Raw genomic sequence first — 16,000 nt, 5'->3', positions numbered from 1 at the left:
AGTATGAAGAAATTATTATTGCCAATACTTTGCGCCGTCGTGCTGTTCTCCTGCCGTAAGCTGGACCAGCCTATCACGCGCGACTATACAGACGCCGCCTACTGGCGGACGGCCGATGATGCCCTGGCAGCGCTTGCCAGCTGTTATGAGAACCTGTCTGACGATAGTTATTATTTCGGCGACGAAGCGCTTAGCGACAACGGTTTTGTAAACGGTATCGGTTACAAAGCTGTCTCTACTATTGCCGCCGGTGCATATGATCCATCCAACCAACGGTTGACAGAAGAATGGAAATACCGATTCACCTGCATCCGCAAGTGTAATATCGTAACCACCAACATCGACAGGGTGCCGGCGCTTGACTCAACGCTGAAACGCCGTATCCTGGCAGAGGCAAGGTTCATCCGTGCATATTCGTATTTCCAGCTGGTAAGCTGGTTTGGGGATGTTCCTTTCTACACCAATCTGATCACGATTGATGAATCCAAAAGCATCTCCCGTACAGATAAAAATCAGGTGCTTGATTTTGTCCAGTCTGAACTGACGGCTATCCGCCCTGACCTGCCGGTGAATAACTATACCGGCGCCAATGGAGGATACCAGGATAAAGATAAGGGTCGCATTACCCGTGGTGCTGCAATTGCGCTGAGTGCACGCGTACATATGTTCAAAAGCGAATGGCAGGGAGCTATCAATGACTGCGAGTTGCTTATCAATAGTACCAGCAATGGTACCTATGCATTGCAAAATAACTACAGTAATATCTTCACCACCGCCAACGAGTATAACAGCGAAGTGATCTTCGATATACAATATGGCGGCGGTCGTACACACAGCTCTCAGCGTAATTTCCTGCCGCAGACGGTAGCGCTGCTGAGAAGCACGCTGGTACCTACACAAGACCTCGTGGATGATTACATCATGCTGAACGGAAAGGGCATCAGGGAAGCAGGTTCTGGTTATAATGAGAATGACCCTTACACCAACAGGGATCCTCGTTTTAATGCTACCATCCTGCATGATGGTTCTACCATCACAGACTTCGACGGCAAGGTGCAGACTATCCTCACCAAGCCTGGTTCCAATCCGTCTACCAACAGCGTAGATGATCAGGGGGCTTCTCCTACGGGTTATTACTTCTATAAATATTATGACCGTACTGCTACCAGCTACAATTCAGGATTAAATCTCATCGTGATCCGTTATGCTGACGTGCTGCTGATGTACGCAGAAGCGAAGAATGAGCTGAGCCAGCTGGATGCAGGTGTATGGAACCAGACTATCCGCGCATTACGTGCAAGGGCTGGGTTTAATGATGCGGGAGCACTGGAATTCCCGGGTGTGGCACAGGATGCACTGCGTGCCATTGCACGTCGCGAAAGAAGGGCCGAACTGGCTTTCGAAGGTGTGCGTGCACAGGACATCCGTCGCTGGAAGATAGCCGACCAGGTAATGAGTAAGCCTGTAAGAGGTATCAAAGTATCCGGAGGCGCATTCAGAACAGATGCCAACGGCTATATCATCGTGGAAGACAGGACATTCATCAATCCTAAGCATTACCTGTGGCCGGTGCCCACGTTTGAACGCGATCAGAACACAAATCTTGGTCAGAACCAGGATTGGTAATTCCCACATTAATATTTTTCAAACTGATACGATATGAAAACATTTTTCGCCAATATACTCCTTGCACTGCCGGTTTCACTAGGACTGATACTGACCGGTTGTGGAAAAGACGATCACGAACTGAATACCAACCTGCAACCTGTAAGCCGGCTGAATGCACCGGTAGATGATAAATATATCAAACTGCAACCCGCGACCAGCGCTACTGTGAGCTTTGAATGGGACCAGGCCCGCGCAGAAGACGGCTCACTTGTGTTATATGAAGTGGTGATAGATAAAGATGGCGGTGACTTCTCTGACCCGATTGCCAAGATCACTTCTGATGGTGGTGGCGTACAGAACAAGCTGACGCTTTCTCACAAAGACCTGAACAGCATTGCCGGTAAAGCAGGTATTGCTGCGCTGGCTACTGGTAAACTGAAATGGACAGTGAATGCTTCCAAAGGATATAACATACAGCCAGCAAAAGAATTCCGCACAATAGAAGTAGAAAGGCCAAATGGTTTTGCTGAAATTCCGGTAGATGTTTTCCTGACGGGAGATGCTACCGAAGCGGGCGCTGATCTGGCTCAGGCCGTTAAGCTGAAATCAACTGCTCCTGGTGTATTTGAGATCTATACTTCCCTGAAGGATGGTAAATATAAATTCGTAGACAGAAATACCGGTACACCTACTACATACTCTATTGATGGATCTACACTGAAAGAAGGAGGGGAAAGCACCCAGTCTGGCGGCACAAAGGTATACCGCCTGCGCCTGGACTTCAACAACACGGCTGCTACTATTACAGAGATCACTGCTATCGGTTTGTGGTTTGCGCCTGAAAATGGCATTATGTATGACCTGAGCTACACCACCAATGGTACCTGGACATTTGAAAATAAACTGATCAACTTCCACCAGGAATCATGGGGCCGTGATGAGCGTTACAAATTCCGCGTAAGCGTAAAAGCAGCAGACGGTACTGCAGGAACAGAATGGTATGGTAGTTCCAATGCAGATAATAGTCGCCCTACAGCTGCTACACCGCTTTCTTTCTGGGAATTAAAACTGATTACCAACAGCGATCAGTACAACTACTGCTACAAATTTGCTTCTGAAGTGGATGGTAAAAACTGTGATGTGAAACTGTATTTCTCTCCGGATAAAACTTACACGCACCAGGTAATAGTGCGTTAATCCGGAACCGGTATTCATATCACAAAAACAATCAAAAAACTTATGCGTCGGATATTCCTTTTATTCACAATAACTGCGGCCATGGCCACGACCTTCTCCTCTTGTCTGAAGGAGCCGGTGGACGATGGTCCCGGACCAGGCGCCGGTAAAACGACCTACAAATACAACTGGACGGCTATTGCAGATTCTTCGGCTTCCTCTCTGATCAGTAATTTCTATAATCAGAGCAGCAAGTATTTCAACAAGAACAATGCAGGCGATCTCACTTTCAACTACTGGCCTAACGCACACGCGCTGGATGTACTGACAGATATCTATCTGCGTACCGGCGACGCTGCTGTCAAATCACGTATGGATGAGTTGCTGGACGGTATGAAAGCTAAGAATGGCAATACCTATATCAACCATTTCTACGATGATATGGAGTGGATGACACTGGCCTGTTTGCGCGCCTACGAAGCTACCAGCGACGATCGTTATAAAACCACTGCAGAACTGTTGTGGAATGACATTAAAGGTGGCTGGGACGATACCTGGGGCGGTGGCATCTACTGGAATAAAGATCGCCAGAACAAGAATACACCGGCAAATGCACCGGCCTCTATCATTGCCTCCCGCATGTACCAGCTGAACCGTAATGGCGATGACCTGGCCTGGGCTAAAAAGATCTATCAATGGCAGAAAGACAATCTCGTTGATCCTGTTACAGGGCTTGTATGGGACGGTCTGGATGCCACTGGCACCAATAAAGCCTGGAAGTTCACCTATAACCAGGGTGTATTCATCGGCGCTGGTGTAGAATTATATAAGATCACCGGAGAGCAGACCTACATTGCAGATGCGTTGAAAACTGCTAATAACTCACTGGCAGGTGACTTCAGCAGTGGTAACATCATGAAAGATGAAGGCGGTGGAGATGGTGGTTTATTCAAAGGCATCCTGGTGCGTTACATGATGTTGCTGATCACTGATGGTAGTCTTAGCAGTACGGATGTTGCCAAATTTGTCAGCTTCCTGCAGTTGAATGGGCAGACGATGTGGTTGCAGGGTACTAGCCGTCCGCAGGTAATATATAACACCAGCTGGACAAAGACCGCTACCACCACTGATCTCACCACTCAACTGAGCGGCGCCATGCTGATAGAAGCGGTAGCAAGATTGAAGGCGCTGGAGCTGATTGATTAGATAAAACAGAGAGAAAGGACGTGACAACAAACATTCGCTGATGTAAAGCATTGTCATTCATACAGGTAGGATGGAAATTTAAGCATCGCTTGCCTGGATAAAATGAGTATCTTCGTTTCTCCTATGAAACGAAGGCAAAGAAAGGTTACCCGTTGGGGTAACCTTTTCTTATTTCAGTGAATAATATTTTCTATGTATACCGTCTACGTCCTTTTTTCCCGCCAGTTCGAGAAGGTTTATACTGGTCATACTACTAACCTCCTGAAGAGGTTCCATTTCCATAATGAACATGGCAGGCAGAAAGGCACGTCGCCTTATCGTCCCTGGGAGGTCATTTACCTGGAATATTTCGAGGATAAACAGGCGGCGATGAGGCGGGAATGGCTGTTGAAATCAGGGAAGGGGAGGGCATGGTTATGGGGGAAGATACAGGAGGAATATTATCGGGATGGGTATATTGGGACGGTGTTTCCGGAGTGAGGAGGCGAATAAGTTAAATAATGCTTGATGCTGCCATTCATCACATTCACGGAATAGTTTGACATAGCAGAATCAAGCTTATTATTATATGGAAAAGGAATTTTACGGGCTACCACTATTCTTCATTATTTTGTTTATGAAGCCACCCTCTGTTCATCGCAACCACCTTTAGTTTTTTTTGCTTTTTTTCTATCTCGCCATTTGTCAGGTTTGTAAAGTTTATACAATAAAAAATAACCGGGTGGTGATCCCGGTTATTATATCAGTAGAAAACTAAAAACATCATTTCCTCGCTCTCCCCACCAGCCACAAAATAATAATCACCACAAATGCAACCGCCAGCACACCTACCCATACTCCCGCTTTAAAAATTCCTCCTACTACTTCACAGCTGCTCAATAACATAACGGCAAAGGCCAGCAGGCCCAATTGTAAGTTTCTCATATACTCCTTTTTTCAGAAAGTATATCATATGCTGTGCCAGTAACGCTATCCCTTATTATGCTTAAAATCAAGCAGCAGCGATATCATATGAGCCGACAGCTGGTCTGAACGCTTGTAGAAGGCATATCGCAGCCCGATTTCCTGGAAGGAATAATGACGGAACATCGGTTTCATCAATGCATAACGGGCACTGATGCCGGCTTTATAACTGTTGAACCGGCTCAGGTCGTAGTCAGAAGTGTAAAAGGCGTCGTTGATATTATGTTCCTTATAAGGCCTGAAATACTTCGCGCCTGTTTGTGTATAAAACCGCAGGAGAGGGGATAAGGTCAGCTGTGGGCTGGTCTTTACAGGCACTTCCAGTTGTATGGTATGGCCGGTAATGCCGAAGTTATCGTGGTAAAAGCGATAATAGGAACGGATGATGGTATTCCTGCCCACAAAGACATTAAACTGTAGGCCAATGGGGAACTTCCACCGTTCCCGTGGCAGGTTTTCCACTCTCAGGGTACTTCCGTCGTTAAAGTATACCCGGTGGAAGGGCGTGGAGAGCAGCCCTTTCTGGTAGACCAGTTCCGGGAAAACGGCAAACTGCATGCGCTGATTGACTACCTGGTACAGGGCCAGGTTGAGATTATAGGATTGCCGTGTATAGATGTTGAACCAGGCCGTATCTCTCAGTTCTGAAGGATAGACCAGTGTTTCCGGAGCATAGTAGTCGGGATCAAATCTTCCCCAGCGGAGATCATCATAAAAGTACTGAAGGGAGGCCGACCATTGCCGGCTGTGATCTGTATTGTCGTGCGATACCGATACGCCAACAGGAACAGAAAGGTAATCTGATTCCAGTGCCAACCCACTGTTGATGCCTACACGCAGGTGAGACTTTTTGAACAGGCGACTGTAGCCGGCATTAATATGGAAACGGTTGTCGTGCCGGGAGGCAGAAGACATGACCATATCAATTTTATCAGTGGATGCAGAAGTGATGACATCTACTCCAAATCCCAGGTCAATGATATGTACGGAGTCCTTTTGATGGGAAATGGAGACGTCAGTAGTGTAGACCTGCAGGTTTTCAGTGCCGGTTCCACCGGTGACGGCTGAATGATTGCCATCCTGCGTGTAGAAGGAGAACAACACCTGTATATCTGTCTGAGAGATCTTTTGTTTCTTATAAGCCGTACTGTCGATTCCTCTTTGCGCAGATGCCGTAAAATAAGCTGCCAGCAAACCTGCCGCAATAAATAGTCTTTTCATTTAAGATCAGTTACAACCACATCCTCCGCTGCTCTTCCCACTACCACCCCCACTGCTTCCTTCACGGTAAGTATGTACGTTTTCGTCAAATTTTTCTATTCCTCTTTTACCCAGTTGCATGCTCTCATCGTTGAGATACATCCGCTGATATGGCTTTACTGTCACGCAGGACTGCATGAACAGTAATACCAGGAAAGTACCTGTGGCGATAAGCAGGATGCTACTGCTGTTAGCCTTTTGCATGTATTTGAATATTATCCGATTGAAATACTTTATTCCTCCCGTCTATGATGACGCAGTGTACATCCGGCAGCTGGTTCACCAGGTCCAGGCCTACTACAGGGCCCATGACGGTAATGGCGGTAGCCAGTGCATCGGATAGTTCTGCGCTGGGGCTGACCACGGTAACACTCTTGATATAAGGCACCGGCCATCCTTTGCGGGGATCGATATTGTGGGAATAACGGATGCCGCCACGTTCCACGTATTGTTCATAGTTTCCGGAGGTAGCTACGGAGGCATTGTTCACTGGTAGCCATAATAGCGCCTTCCGGGGATCGTCAGGATGTGCAATACCCACCTTCCAGGGACCGCCGTCGGGTTGTGTGCCCCAGGCAGTCAGGTCGCCGCTGGCGTTGATCACGCCACTGGTGGCGCCGTCAGCTATCCAGAGTGCTTTCACCCTGTCGGCCGCATAACCTTTGCCGATGCCTCCAAAATCAATGCGCATACCGTTACGTTTCAGTTGTACGCAGTGATTGTTCAGCAGGGCAATATGCTGGAAGCCGATGCATTGCATGGCCTGTTCTATGGCCGTCTTTTCCGGCCAGGTGAAGTGCTCATATTTGAAGTTGAACAGCTTTTTCAACACACCGGCCGAAATATCAAAAGCACCCTGTGTAATGGTGCTGATCTTATTACAACGGTGTATGAGCTGGTATACTTCAGAGGGGATAGATATTGGCGCTCCGCCTGCCTGCGCGTTGATCTGTGCTGTGATGGAACTTTCATTGAACACTGTAAGCAGGGCTTCTATCCTTTGTATTTCCGCTACTCCTTCCTGTAACCGTCTGTCAGCGATCGCCTCAGTTGCTCCGGTAGCTATCAGCTCAAAATCGGAGCCCATCAACCTGGTATGAAGCTTACTGCTATGCATGAAGGGCTATTGAAGCAGGTGTTTAAGTGTTGAGATAAAACCGGCGGGTGTTTCTTGTCGGTAAGGTACGTAAGCCACCAGTTTTTTCGCGGGACTTAATAGTACCACCTGTGGAAAGGCGCCCTGTGGATTAAAAGCTGCTGCCAGCGAATCATATTGAGAGCGGAGCGGAGCTGCTATCTTTTTTCTCTGCGGAAAATCAGCTTCCAGTAGCACCAGGTTTTCTCCTGCAAAGCTCAGAAAGCTGCTGTCCGACAATATTTGTTTATTAAATCTGATACAGGGTATGCACCAGTCTGACCCGGAAAATACCAGCATCACTTTTTTGCCGGATGCCTGGGCCAGTTCAAATGCTTTATCAGGGTACTGGAGGACCTGTGCATGAGCAGATCCTCTCAAGGCTACAATTAGAAGCAGTAACAGAATACTTCGCATATCGCGATAAGTTTATGTTGTGGCACGGTTACCTTCTACAAATGTAGGGGAATTTTACTTCACATCGCCGGCATCGCTCTGTCGATCGTCCGGCTTTTGCGGCGTATCAGATGGTGGCATCTTAGCAGGCGGTTCCAACGAAGGCTTCACCGGCGAAGGCTTTACAGCCGTTATGGGTGCTGCCTGTGTGGCCGGTGTTGATGCTGCCGGCGCCTGTTGCCAGTTACCTGGTTCCATATTGATCTGCACCTGTTGCGGCCTCGGATAGGCGATACTAATGCCCGCTTCCTGGAGTTTGACGTAGACATCCGTCAATACCTGGCTTTTTATAGTTCCCGCCTGCCCAAGATCACTGATCCAGAACATGGCCTGGATATCTACAGCTATGTCCCTGAAGTTCTGTAGCAGCACGACCGGTTCCGGATTTTTGAGTATATCATCGAGACTTTGGAGATACTCTTTGACCACAGTGAGCGCCTTTTTCAGATCAGCGCCGTAGGCGATACCCACGACTACGTCTACACGGCGGGTCCTGTTGGTCAGTGTCCAGTTCACCAGTTGCTGTGCTATAAGGTCGCCGTTAGGTACAATCACTTCAGAACCATCTCCGGCGGAGATCTTACTGGATCGTATGCCTATCTCTTTCACCACACCCGTGCGGGCGCCCAGTTCAATGACGTCGCCTACTTCAATGGGTTTTTCAAATGCAAGGATCACCCCTGATACGAGGTTGTTCACAATGTTCTGCAAGCCGAAACCGATACCTACACCCAATGCTCCCACTACTATAGCCAGCTTATCCATAGGGATGCCTGAAGCAGCAAAGGCCAGCAGTGTACCAGCGCCCAATACGGCCAGGCGTATCAGCAGCATGGCAGATCCCAGTTTTTTGTGGCCTTGCGGGCTCTGGCCGGTATATCCCAGCAGGTAGGAAATGATCTGTGTAACGACTGTCGACAGCCAGATAATCAGCAGGAAAATAATCACGCTGCTGAATGAGAATGTAAAGTTGCCGATCTTCCGCTCCGCTACCAGCATATCGGAAATGCTTTCATAGAGACCATCATACAGGTAGAGGTTACGCGCTATCAGGGCCAGCCAGCCTATGAAAGCTGCTATATAGAAAATGGTCTTCAGGCGGGACTTAATATTCTGGTAGTCGATCATGGAAATGAAGGTGCTGGAATCCTTCTTGGCTTCTACCTGAAGATAGATGGCCTCCATCAGTATTTCTACCATGAGAATAATACCCGGCATCATCGTAATGCTCACCACACTGGCGGCACCCATGATCTTTGCAGCAGAGACGCGGGCCAATACTACCAGTAATACTGACAGTCCGCTGAGTGCAATAAACAGCAAAATTACAGTCCTTGAGTATTTAGGCAGCGGCAGCGTCGTATTCCTGAGCGTACGTAAGAAGTAAGTACCCAGTACAACAGATACAATCCCTCCGGTAAAAACACCCCATTGTTCGGTAAACGTTACCTGGATCAGCAGGTTATTAACGCAGTAGACAATCAGCAGTAATACCAGCAGCAACCATCTTTTGAAAAGATTGGGCGGAATATTATGGCGGATAATAAAGGTAGTTGCAAGTGCGGTGATGATCCAGCAGATGCCCGTATACATGATGGGATACTGAATGGAAATCAGGAAGGAAAAGGTCGATATCAACAGGATGGTGCTGGCCACCGGATACCGGTAGAGGTGACGGGATTGCTGCAGGATGCTTTCTGCCTCCCGTTCCTCATGTTTCCGTTTTACTTTCCGTGCATTAAAGGTGACCCACCACAGAAACAGAACCGCTAACAGGAGCCACAGCAGGTAAACAGGGCCGTGTACGGCAAAGAAGATCCTGAGAATGTTAAGGTTCTTATGTATTGAACGGTTCAGCACCTGGGGAAACTTTGGCCCTTTTTTCCCGGGAAGGGGCGGTTCCCATAGATAGCTGAAATCCTTGTTGAACAGGCGTTGTGAAAACCTGGACAACTGGAAATCCATATCTTCCAGCAGGTTCGTAACGTCGATATATCTTTTAGCTACTTTATTCTGGAGTAATCCGAGGTGCAGCAGGTTGGTCTTGTTGGCGCTATCCACCTGTCGCCATTTTTGTATGAGCGTGGCCATTTGTCCGACGTAAATATCCCTCAGCTCATCTTCCGCAGGAAAATTACGCATGGTCGTATCCTTTCTCAGAAGCGAAAGGGTGTCGGCGATATTCACCAGTTTGTCGTGGAATCTGAATAGCTGATCCTGCCAGCTGTCCAGCTTCCTTTCGAGCTGCACCAGCAATACATGATTGGTATAAAGGTCATGCATATTGTTGGTACTGCCGATGGCAGCCATATCCCGTTTCACGACCCGCATGGAAGAGTCAATCAGGGGAATACTTTCGCTGATTTCTACGGTGTCCAGTCCGCGGCGCAGGGTACTCATGACCTGGTTCAGCATGAGGGTATAGCTTTCCAGCCGGCTGATAATAATGGCAACGGAAGTATCGGACAGTTTGATCACTGATTTTCCGGAAGCAGTATCTTTTACCTGCTGGGAAATGATCTTACTGAGAGTAGCACTGTCTAATGTTTTTGGAGGGGTGGGTTTATTCTGCGCATGAAGGTGGGTATAGAGCAGCAGCAATAAAATGGACGGTAATATTTTCAGAAGAATATGGTTCCGCATGCTGTTAAGATTAGGATGAAGAAATCAGGAATTGAGAACAGGAAGCGATTTTATGCTTACTGTTCTCAATTCCCGATCAGTTTACTTTTCCCATTTCACTTTCTCTTCTTTCGGCTTCAGTCTTCTGCCCTCAGGTACCTGTTCGTCGGTATATCCCAGGTAGAAGAAACCAAGCACTTTATCTTCTTCGCGTAAGGAAAGATATTCTTTCATGGCGGGGTGGAAGGTCATTCCACCAGAGCCCCAGTAGCCGGCAAATCCTTTTTCTGTAGCACCCAGCCATAAGTTCTGGGTAGCGCAGGCAACGGAAGCGATCTCCTCTACTTCAGGGATGGCCGGTTTGCTGCCTCTTTTCATGCAGATAGCGATGACGTGAGAGGCAAGGTCGCCCTGCTGTTGCAGCTTTTCGTAGCTGGCCTGGGCAAATTTATCGGCGGGTGTGTTCGCTTTATAAAGATCCGCATGATCCTGGCAGAAGCGTTTTACCGCATCTCCGCTGAACACTACAAAATACCATGGCTCTGTATACCCGTGTGTAGGCGCCCAGTCAGCCAGTTCCAGTAACTCCTGTACCTGTTGGTCCGGTATCTTTTTCCCATTCATGCTGGCCGGTTTGATATTACGGCGCTGTTTGATAATACTCGTCAGATTAGCTGTTCCCATTCTTTTTCCTGATTGTTTATATGTTTTTTGGGAGGGGATTCCCATTATGGTGATTCCCGTTTAATATTTTTTAAGACTAGATTTTCCTTTTATAGTTTATTTACCGGTGGATACGATATCCTGGTCGTACACTGCCAGCTTTTCCTTCCATTCTTCCGGTAGTCTGGCCACTTTACGGGCATTGTAGTCGAAGAAGATCATGCCTGATTTTGCTTCAGTGATCAGGATTTTGTTGCCATCGCGTATGGTGGTTATTCTATAGTACATGTCAAAGCCGAAGGGTGTAATATCCGCGACACCGATAGCGATATCAAAGATATCACCTGCAAAACCTTCTCCTTTATAGATCAGGGCGGCATCGGCCATGATCAGTCCATCATTGGGGCCTCTTTCTTCAAAGCCCATCGATTTGAGAAACTCAACCCGGGCCTGGTGAAGGATGGACAGAATGGAATCATTCCCTACATGTCCGCCGTAGTTGATATCTGTGATTCTTACCGGTATCTGAGTGGTGTAACCCAGCTTTTCCGGCATATTTATTTTTACTCTTGCCATAATCAGGTAGTACAATTAAAAATGTGAAGCTGAATAGTGTATGGTTTCCGGTTAATCAGGAAAGTGGTTTGGTAGCAGCTTCCTTCAGAAAAGTGATCAGCTGTTGAAGGGCTTTAGCTCTGTGGCTGTATTGATTCTTTTCTGCTATATCCATTTCAGCAAATGCTTTTTTAGCGCCAATCGGTACGAAAATAGGATCGTAACCAAAGCCTTTTCCGCCGCGCCTTTCGGTGAGGATGGTGCCGGGGCATACGCCGGTGAACTGGTATTCCTTGCCATTCAGTATCAGGGAGATCACTGTTCTGAAATGCGCCTGCCGGTTCTCCTGACCATCCATTTCGTGTAGCACCCGGGTAATATTATCGTCTGCCAGTTTCTGTTCGCCTGCATAGCGGGCTGACAAAACTCCAGGAGCGCCATTCAGTGCGTCTATTTCCAGGCCGGTATCTTCAGAAAAACAGTTTTTGCCGGTCATTTCATATATGACAGATGATTTCTCCCTGGCGTTGTCTTCCAGTGTATCGTGAGGTTCAGGAATATCGATGTCGATACCAGCTTCTTTCAATGTAATGATAGAAAAGTGGTCGCCCAGCATGGAGCGGATCTCCTTTACCTTGTTTTCGTTGTTGGTAGCAAATACAAGTGTCATTCGAAAAGCGGTTTAGTGTCTATGGCAATGATGTTATATACCCAGTAATTGTTTCAGCCCCATCCACAGTTTTCCTTTCAGTGTTTTATCCTGGGCAATGAGCTGCAGCGGATCGGAACATATCAGCTGGCAAGCATTTACCTGCAAGAGCTGGTAGTTGGATATGGCCTCAAGCCCCATAGTTGCAGGATCGATACCGAAAAGCACTGCCTGCTTCATTGGAACGGCGGCTTGCCAGGTTGTAAATGTCATCGCACTGTATTGGGTTACATTTATAAGCGCAATGTCCTGCATTCCCAGTTTACATGCGTTTAATATATTGGTAAGCAGGTTAAATAATTCTTCATTTAAATATGCTTCGCTGTCGTTTTGTATGAACAGTGCAATGTTTTTTTGATTTTCGCCTAAAAATTTCACTTTAGGAGGTGCTTCTGTCACCACTGCAACAGGCGCCTTTTTCCCCGGAATAATAGGCTGGGTGTATATCCTGGCCAACAAGTACGGATCCAGTTGCAATTTATCAAAAGACATGTATATGTATATTTAACTTAATGTATAGCTCCCCTTTGGGGAAAAAATCAGTTTATTTGCATCTGACAGTGAGCAAATGTAAGAGTATTCAATTTTAGATTCAGGATTTCCGACTTTAGATTTTATACGGGAACAGGACCGGGAATTGAAATTCAGACACCAAAACACAATATAAAAAATTAATGGTCCTTATGATGGCAGTAGACAATCCAACAACAAACGCCGTACTTGAAGAGGCAGTTAAAAAAATTAAAGTGACCCGGACCAGCGAGAGCCGGATCAATGAAATTGATTTTAACAATCTTGTGTTCGGGAAGAAGTATGCCGACCACATGCTGGTGGCAGATTTTGATGGAAAGGAATGGAAAAATGCAGAGATCCTGCCTTTCCAAAATCTTTCTGTAAGTCCTTCCAATGCCGCCTGGCATTACGGACAAGCCATTTTTGAAGGTATTAAGGCCTACAAAGACCCTCAGGGAGAACCTATGATCTTCCGTCCGTATGACAACTATGCCCGTTTTAATGCCTCTGCAGAACGCATGGGGATGCCGTACATGCCGGAATGGTTATTTATTGGTGGCATGGACATGCTGATCAACCTCGATCGTGACTGGGTACCTACCAATGAGGGCAGCTCACTGTACCTGCGACCTTTCATGATCGCTGCGGATGAATTTATAGGAGTAAGACCTTCAGACACTTACAAGTTTGTCATCATTAATTCTCCTTCTGGTCCGTATTTCAATAAGCCTATCAGATTGCTGGTACAGGATAAATATATACGTGCTTTTCCTGGCGGCGTAGGTTATGCAAAAGCGGCGGGTAACTATGGCGGCGCCATGTATCCGACTATGCAGGCCCGTAAACAGGGATTTGACCAGATCCTTTGGGTAGATGGGCTGGAATATAAATATTTACAGGAGTGTGGTACCATGAACGTTTTTGCGATCATCGGTAATAAGGCTATCACGCCTGACCTGACCCAGGGAACTATCCTGGCAGGGGTGACCCGTGCCAGTGTAATGGACATTCTCTCGGATATGGGACTGACCGTAGAGGAAAGGCCTATTTCTATAGAAGAGATCGTTGCTGCCTGGAAGGCGGGTACGCTGAGGGAAGTATTCGGTACAGGTACTGCGTCAAGCGTGGCTTATGTGGAAGATCTGCATTATAAGGAGCATGAGATTCACCTGGATACTACCAGATATGCAGTAGGGGATGAACTGCTGGAGAGGCTGGATGCCATCCGTACCGGCAGAGCGGAAGACACCCGTAACTGGAACTACAAGGTATCAAAACACTAAAAATAGTCTTAGTTGTGTTAGTAAGGGGCCATTTGCGAATGCGGATGGCCCTCTTCGTTTATATTAAGAACATCTAACCAGGAATTTTATATTCCCTGCCCCCGCATCGCATGCCTGAACCGAATGGTTTGATAATCAGGAACTACCAGGCGCATCAGAGTAATAGACCTACACGAGTTAGATAATCTTTCCGCAGTGTTCGGATAGCTTACTGTCGGCTTACTATCGGCCTGGAATCGGCTTACCATTAGAATGCTAAAATGGTATTAAGAGGCTATTTAAAGGGTATCTATATATCGATGGGATATTGAAGTGACCTTTAAATACTATTTTGATGTCTATAGGTATTATTACTGGTACCTTAGTCGGATACGACAAGCAAGCTATTTATAACCTCAAAGAACCTTTATGGCCATTGTTAAAGACAATATTCTCATGCAGCTTGTACGGGGTGCTCTCGGCAAACATTAGGGATTCCCGGGGAAAAAATGCATCTTTGCAGGATGACACTTTCAGCTTTTCTGGACTCCCTCAGCCAGGATACGCCTCCCGCAGGCATCTCATCTTATCTGACCTCCCTTTGGTGGGAAGGTAAAGGAAACTGGCAAAAAGCGCATGATATAATAGAACACCTGGAAGACGATACAGCCGCCTGGGTGCACGCTTATCTACACAGGAAAGAAGGGGACCGTGGCAATGCCCGTTATTGGTATGCCAGGGCAGGACGGAAAATGCCGGAGGTATCATTAGACCAGGAATGGAAAGACATCGTGACCGATCTGTCAGGTCGCTAGAGGGTTCCTCCAAAAAAATGTTTAAAACATTTTGTTATTAACATGGAGAAATGTACCTTTGCCCTCCCAAATTCCCATTCTGGGTGATTTGGATGTCATTGTAAACCGACAGAAAAAAAACTTAGGTAGAATGCCTACTATACAACAATTAGTAAGAAAAGGAAGAGAAATTATCCGGGCTAAATCCAAGTCCAGGGCTTTAGATAGCTGTCCTCAGCGTCGTGGTGTTTGTACCCGTGTGTACACAACCACTCCTAAAAAGCCTAACTCTGCGCTGCGCAAGGTTGCAAAGGTGCGTTTGACCAATAAAGTAGAGGTGATCGCTTACATCCCTGGTGAAGGACATAACCTGCAGGAACACTCCATCGTGCTGATCCGTGGTGGTAGGGTAAAAGATCTGCCAGGTGTTCGTTACCACATCGTACGTGGTTCCCTGGATACTGCTGGTGTGAAAGATAGAAAGCAGAGCCGTTCCAAGTATGGTACCAAAAAGGAAAAGGCTAAGAAATAATACATTTACAAATAGTTGAAATTTTTCAGATAAATGAGAAAGCAAGCTGCAAAAAAGATGCCTTTGGCTCCGGATCCGCGCTTTAACGACAAACTGGTTACCAGATTTGTTAACAACGTGATGGAACAGGGCAAAAAGAGCATTGCCTACAGAATATTTTACGATGCGATTGACAGAGTAAGCCAGATCACTAACGAAAACGGTTACGAGGTTTGGAAGAAAGCGCTGACAAACGTAACTCCTGCTGTAGAAGTTAGAAGCCGTCGTATTGGTGGTGCTACCTTCCAGATCCCTTCTGAGGTTCGTCCTGACAGAAAGATCTCCCTGTGCATGAAATGGTTAATCCGTTACGCTGGTGAAAGAAATGGTAAGAGCATGGCTGAGAAACTGGCTAACGAAATCGTAGCTGCAAGCAAAGGTGAAGGTGCTGCTTTCAAAAAGAAAGAAGATACTCACCGTATGGCTGAAGCTAACAAGGCATTCTCCCACTTCAGGATCTAAAATCTACTGCCGCTTAAGGTAGATGGTTTATAAAGATATAAGGGA

The 16,000-nt window shown here is 46.9% G+C and carries 18 protein-coding genes; 8 read left to right on the top strand and 10 right to left on the bottom strand.

Going from position 1 to position 16,000, the window contains the following annotated elements; all coding sequences use genetic code 11:
- Positions 1 to 3: 3 nt before the first annotated feature.
- The 4 genes from BLR32_RS23420 (at position 4) to BLR32_RS23405 (ending at position 4,470) form a co-directional block, all read left to right on the top strand.
- Positions 4 to 1,626 carry a RagB/SusD family nutrient uptake outer membrane protein gene (locus tag BLR32_RS23420; protein ID WP_218124240.1) on the top strand — a complete coding sequence of 541 codons (1,623 nt, stop codon included), beginning with the start codon at positions 4 to 6 and terminating at the stop codon, positions 1,624 to 1,626.
- A 33-nt stretch (positions 1,627 to 1,659) separates the two neighbouring features.
- Positions 1,660 to 2,805, top strand: a complete 1,146-nt coding sequence (locus BLR32_RS23415; RefSeq protein WP_089835281.1) for a SusE domain-containing protein — start codon at positions 1,660 to 1,662, stop codon at positions 2,803 to 2,805.
- Positions 2,806 to 2,847: 42 nt separating this feature from the next.
- Positions 2,848 to 3,990, top strand: a complete 1,143-nt coding sequence (locus BLR32_RS23410; protein ID WP_089835280.1) for a glycoside hydrolase family 76 protein — start codon at positions 2,848 to 2,850, stop codon at positions 3,988 to 3,990.
- A 192-nt stretch (positions 3,991 to 4,182) separates the two neighbouring features.
- Entirely contained in the window at positions 4,183 to 4,470 is a 288-nt protein-coding gene (locus BLR32_RS23405; protein WP_089835279.1) for a GIY-YIG nuclease family protein, read from the top strand.
- Between the two features lie 282 nt (positions 4,471 to 4,752).
- On the opposite strand, the gene BLR32_RS23400 is transcribed toward BLR32_RS23405, so the two are convergent.
- From BLR32_RS23400 to BLR32_RS23355, 10 genes are all read right to left on the bottom strand, one after another.
- Positions 4,753 to 4,914, bottom strand: a complete 162-nt coding sequence (locus BLR32_RS23400) for a phosphatidate cytidylyltransferase (RefSeq protein ID WP_089835278.1) — start codon at positions 4,912 to 4,914, stop codon at positions 4,753 to 4,755.
- A gap of 45 nt (positions 4,915 to 4,959) precedes the next feature.
- On the bottom strand, positions 4,960 to 6,174 hold the full coding sequence (locus BLR32_RS23395; protein WP_089835277.1) for a DUF3570 domain-containing protein: 1,215 nt from the start codon (positions 6,172 to 6,174) through the stop codon (positions 4,960 to 4,962).
- 6 nt (positions 6,175 to 6,180) lie between these two features.
- Positions 6,181 to 6,417, bottom strand: coding sequence for a DUF4266 domain-containing protein (locus tag BLR32_RS23390; protein WP_089835276.1), 237 nt, complete (start codon positions 6,415 to 6,417; stop codon positions 6,181 to 6,183).
- Complete coding sequence (locus BLR32_RS23385; RefSeq protein WP_089835275.1) at positions 6,404 to 7,330, bottom strand: FAD:protein FMN transferase; 927 nt, start codon at positions 7,328 to 7,330, stop codon at positions 6,404 to 6,406. Before BLR32_RS23385 ends, BLR32_RS23390 begins: the two co-directional genes overlap by 14 nt.
- Positions 7,331 to 7,336: 6 nt before the next feature.
- Entirely contained in the window at positions 7,337 to 7,765 is a 429-nt protein-coding gene (locus BLR32_RS23380) for a thioredoxin family protein (RefSeq protein WP_089835274.1), read from the bottom strand.
- A 54-nt stretch (positions 7,766 to 7,819) separates the two neighbouring features.
- Positions 7,820 to 10,447: a mechanosensitive ion channel family protein gene (locus BLR32_RS23375; RefSeq protein WP_089835273.1), complete on the bottom strand. Its 2,628-nt coding sequence runs from the start codon at positions 10,445 to 10,447 to the stop codon at positions 7,820 to 7,822.
- Between the two features lie 81 nt (positions 10,448 to 10,528).
- A complete protein-coding gene (locus tag BLR32_RS23370) occupies positions 10,529 to 11,110 on the bottom strand; it encodes a nitroreductase family protein (RefSeq protein ID WP_089835445.1) in 582 nt (193 codons plus the stop codon).
- A gap of 96 nt (positions 11,111 to 11,206) precedes the next feature.
- A complete protein-coding gene (locus BLR32_RS23365) occupies positions 11,207 to 11,665 on the bottom strand; it encodes an acyl-CoA thioesterase (protein WP_089835272.1) in 459 nt (152 codons plus the stop codon).
- A 55-nt stretch (positions 11,666 to 11,720) separates the two neighbouring features.
- Complete coding sequence (gene rdgB, locus BLR32_RS23360; protein WP_089835271.1) at positions 11,721 to 12,314, bottom strand: RdgB/HAM1 family non-canonical purine NTP pyrophosphatase; 594 nt, start codon at positions 12,312 to 12,314, stop codon at positions 11,721 to 11,723.
- Between the two features lie 33 nt (positions 12,315 to 12,347).
- Positions 12,348 to 12,845, bottom strand: coding sequence for a hypothetical protein (locus BLR32_RS23355; RefSeq protein ID WP_089835270.1), 498 nt, complete (start codon positions 12,843 to 12,845; stop codon positions 12,348 to 12,350).
- Between the two features lie 191 nt (positions 12,846 to 13,036).
- Here BLR32_RS23355 and BLR32_RS23350 point away from each other — a divergent pair, with 191 nt between their 5' ends.
- The 4 genes from BLR32_RS23350 to rpsG all read left to right on the top strand — a co-directional run bounded on the left by BLR32_RS23350 (position 13,037) and on the right by rpsG (position 15,955).
- Positions 13,037 to 14,149: a branched-chain amino acid aminotransferase gene (locus BLR32_RS23350; protein ID WP_245705505.1), complete on the top strand. Its 1,113-nt coding sequence runs from the start codon at positions 13,037 to 13,039 to the stop codon at positions 14,147 to 14,149.
- A 503-nt stretch (positions 14,150 to 14,652) separates the two neighbouring features.
- Positions 14,653 to 14,943 (top strand): hypothetical protein, encoded by a 291-nt coding sequence (locus tag BLR32_RS23345; RefSeq protein ID WP_089835269.1) that lies wholly within the window; start codon positions 14,653 to 14,655, stop codon positions 14,941 to 14,943.
- 130 nt (positions 14,944 to 15,073) lie between these two features.
- Positions 15,074 to 15,454, top strand: coding sequence for a 30S ribosomal protein S12 (gene rpsL / locus BLR32_RS23340; protein ID WP_012789278.1), 381 nt, complete (start codon positions 15,074 to 15,076; stop codon positions 15,452 to 15,454).
- Between the two features lie 33 nt (positions 15,455 to 15,487).
- The gene (gene rpsG / locus BLR32_RS23335; protein ID WP_089835268.1) at positions 15,488 to 15,955 is read left to right on the top strand and encodes a 30S ribosomal protein S7; all 468 of its coding nucleotides are present in this window, start codon (positions 15,488 to 15,490) and stop codon (positions 15,953 to 15,955) included.
- Positions 15,956 to 16,000: the final 45 nt, after the last annotated feature.

Source organism: Chitinophaga filiformis, from assembly GCF_900102545.1.
GTDB classification, from domain to species: Bacteria; Bacteroidota; Bacteroidia; order Chitinophagales; family Chitinophagaceae; genus Chitinophaga; species Chitinophaga filiformis.
This window is presented reverse-complemented; position numbering and strand designations above follow the sequence as displayed.

Excerpts from the sequence above, each read along its gene's own strand:
- BLR32_RS23420 (WP_218124240.1), top strand. The coding sequence starts at position 4 with ATGAAGAAATTATTATTGCCAATACTTTGCGCCGTCGTGCTGTTCTCC.
- BLR32_RS23415 (WP_089835281.1), top strand. The coding sequence starts at position 1,660 with ATGAAAACATTTTTCGCCAATATACTCCTTGCACTGCCGGTTTCACTA.
- BLR32_RS23410 (WP_089835280.1), top strand. The coding sequence starts at position 2,848 with ATGCGTCGGATATTCCTTTTATTCACAATAACTGCGGCCATGGCCACG.
- BLR32_RS23405 (WP_089835279.1), top strand. The coding sequence starts at position 4,183 with ATGTATACCGTCTACGTCCTTTTTTCCCGCCAGTTCGAGAAGGTTTAT.
- BLR32_RS23400 (WP_089835278.1), bottom strand. The coding sequence starts at position 4,914 with ATGAGAAACTTACAATTGGGCCTGCTGGCCTTTGCCGTTATGTTATTG.
- BLR32_RS23395 (WP_089835277.1), bottom strand. The coding sequence starts at position 6,174 with ATGAAAAGACTATTTATTGCGGCAGGTTTGCTGGCAGCTTATTTTACG.
- BLR32_RS23390 (WP_089835276.1), bottom strand. The coding sequence starts at position 6,417 with ATGCAAAAGGCTAACAGCAGTAGCATCCTGCTTATCGCCACAGGTACT.
- BLR32_RS23385 (WP_089835275.1), bottom strand. The coding sequence starts at position 7,330 with ATGCATAGCAGTAAGCTTCATACCAGGTTGATGGGCTCCGATTTTGAG.
- BLR32_RS23380 (WP_089835274.1), bottom strand. The coding sequence starts at position 7,765 with ATGCGAAGTATTCTGTTACTGCTTCTAATTGTAGCCTTGAGAGGATCT.
- BLR32_RS23375 (WP_089835273.1), bottom strand. The coding sequence starts at position 10,447 with ATGCGGAACCATATTCTTCTGAAAATATTACCGTCCATTTTATTGCTG.
- BLR32_RS23370 (WP_089835445.1), bottom strand. The coding sequence starts at position 11,110 with ATGGGAACAGCTAATCTGACGAGTATTATCAAACAGCGCCGTAATATC.
- BLR32_RS23365 (WP_089835272.1), bottom strand. The coding sequence starts at position 11,665 with ATGGCAAGAGTAAAAATAAATATGCCGGAAAAGCTGGGTTACACCACT.
- rdgB (WP_089835271.1), bottom strand. The coding sequence starts at position 12,314 with ATGACACTTGTATTTGCTACCAACAACGAAAACAAGGTAAAGGAGATC.
- BLR32_RS23355 (WP_089835270.1), bottom strand. The coding sequence starts at position 12,845 with ATGTCTTTTGATAAATTGCAACTGGATCCGTACTTGTTGGCCAGGATA.
- BLR32_RS23350 (WP_245705505.1), top strand. The coding sequence starts at position 13,037 with ATGATGGCAGTAGACAATCCAACAACAAACGCCGTACTTGAAGAGGCA.
- BLR32_RS23345 (WP_089835269.1), top strand. The coding sequence starts at position 14,653 with ATGACACTTTCAGCTTTTCTGGACTCCCTCAGCCAGGATACGCCTCCC.
- rpsL (WP_012789278.1), top strand. The coding sequence starts at position 15,074 with ATGCCTACTATACAACAATTAGTAAGAAAAGGAAGAGAAATTATCCGG.
- rpsG (WP_089835268.1), top strand. The coding sequence starts at position 15,488 with ATGAGAAAGCAAGCTGCAAAAAAGATGCCTTTGGCTCCGGATCCGCGC.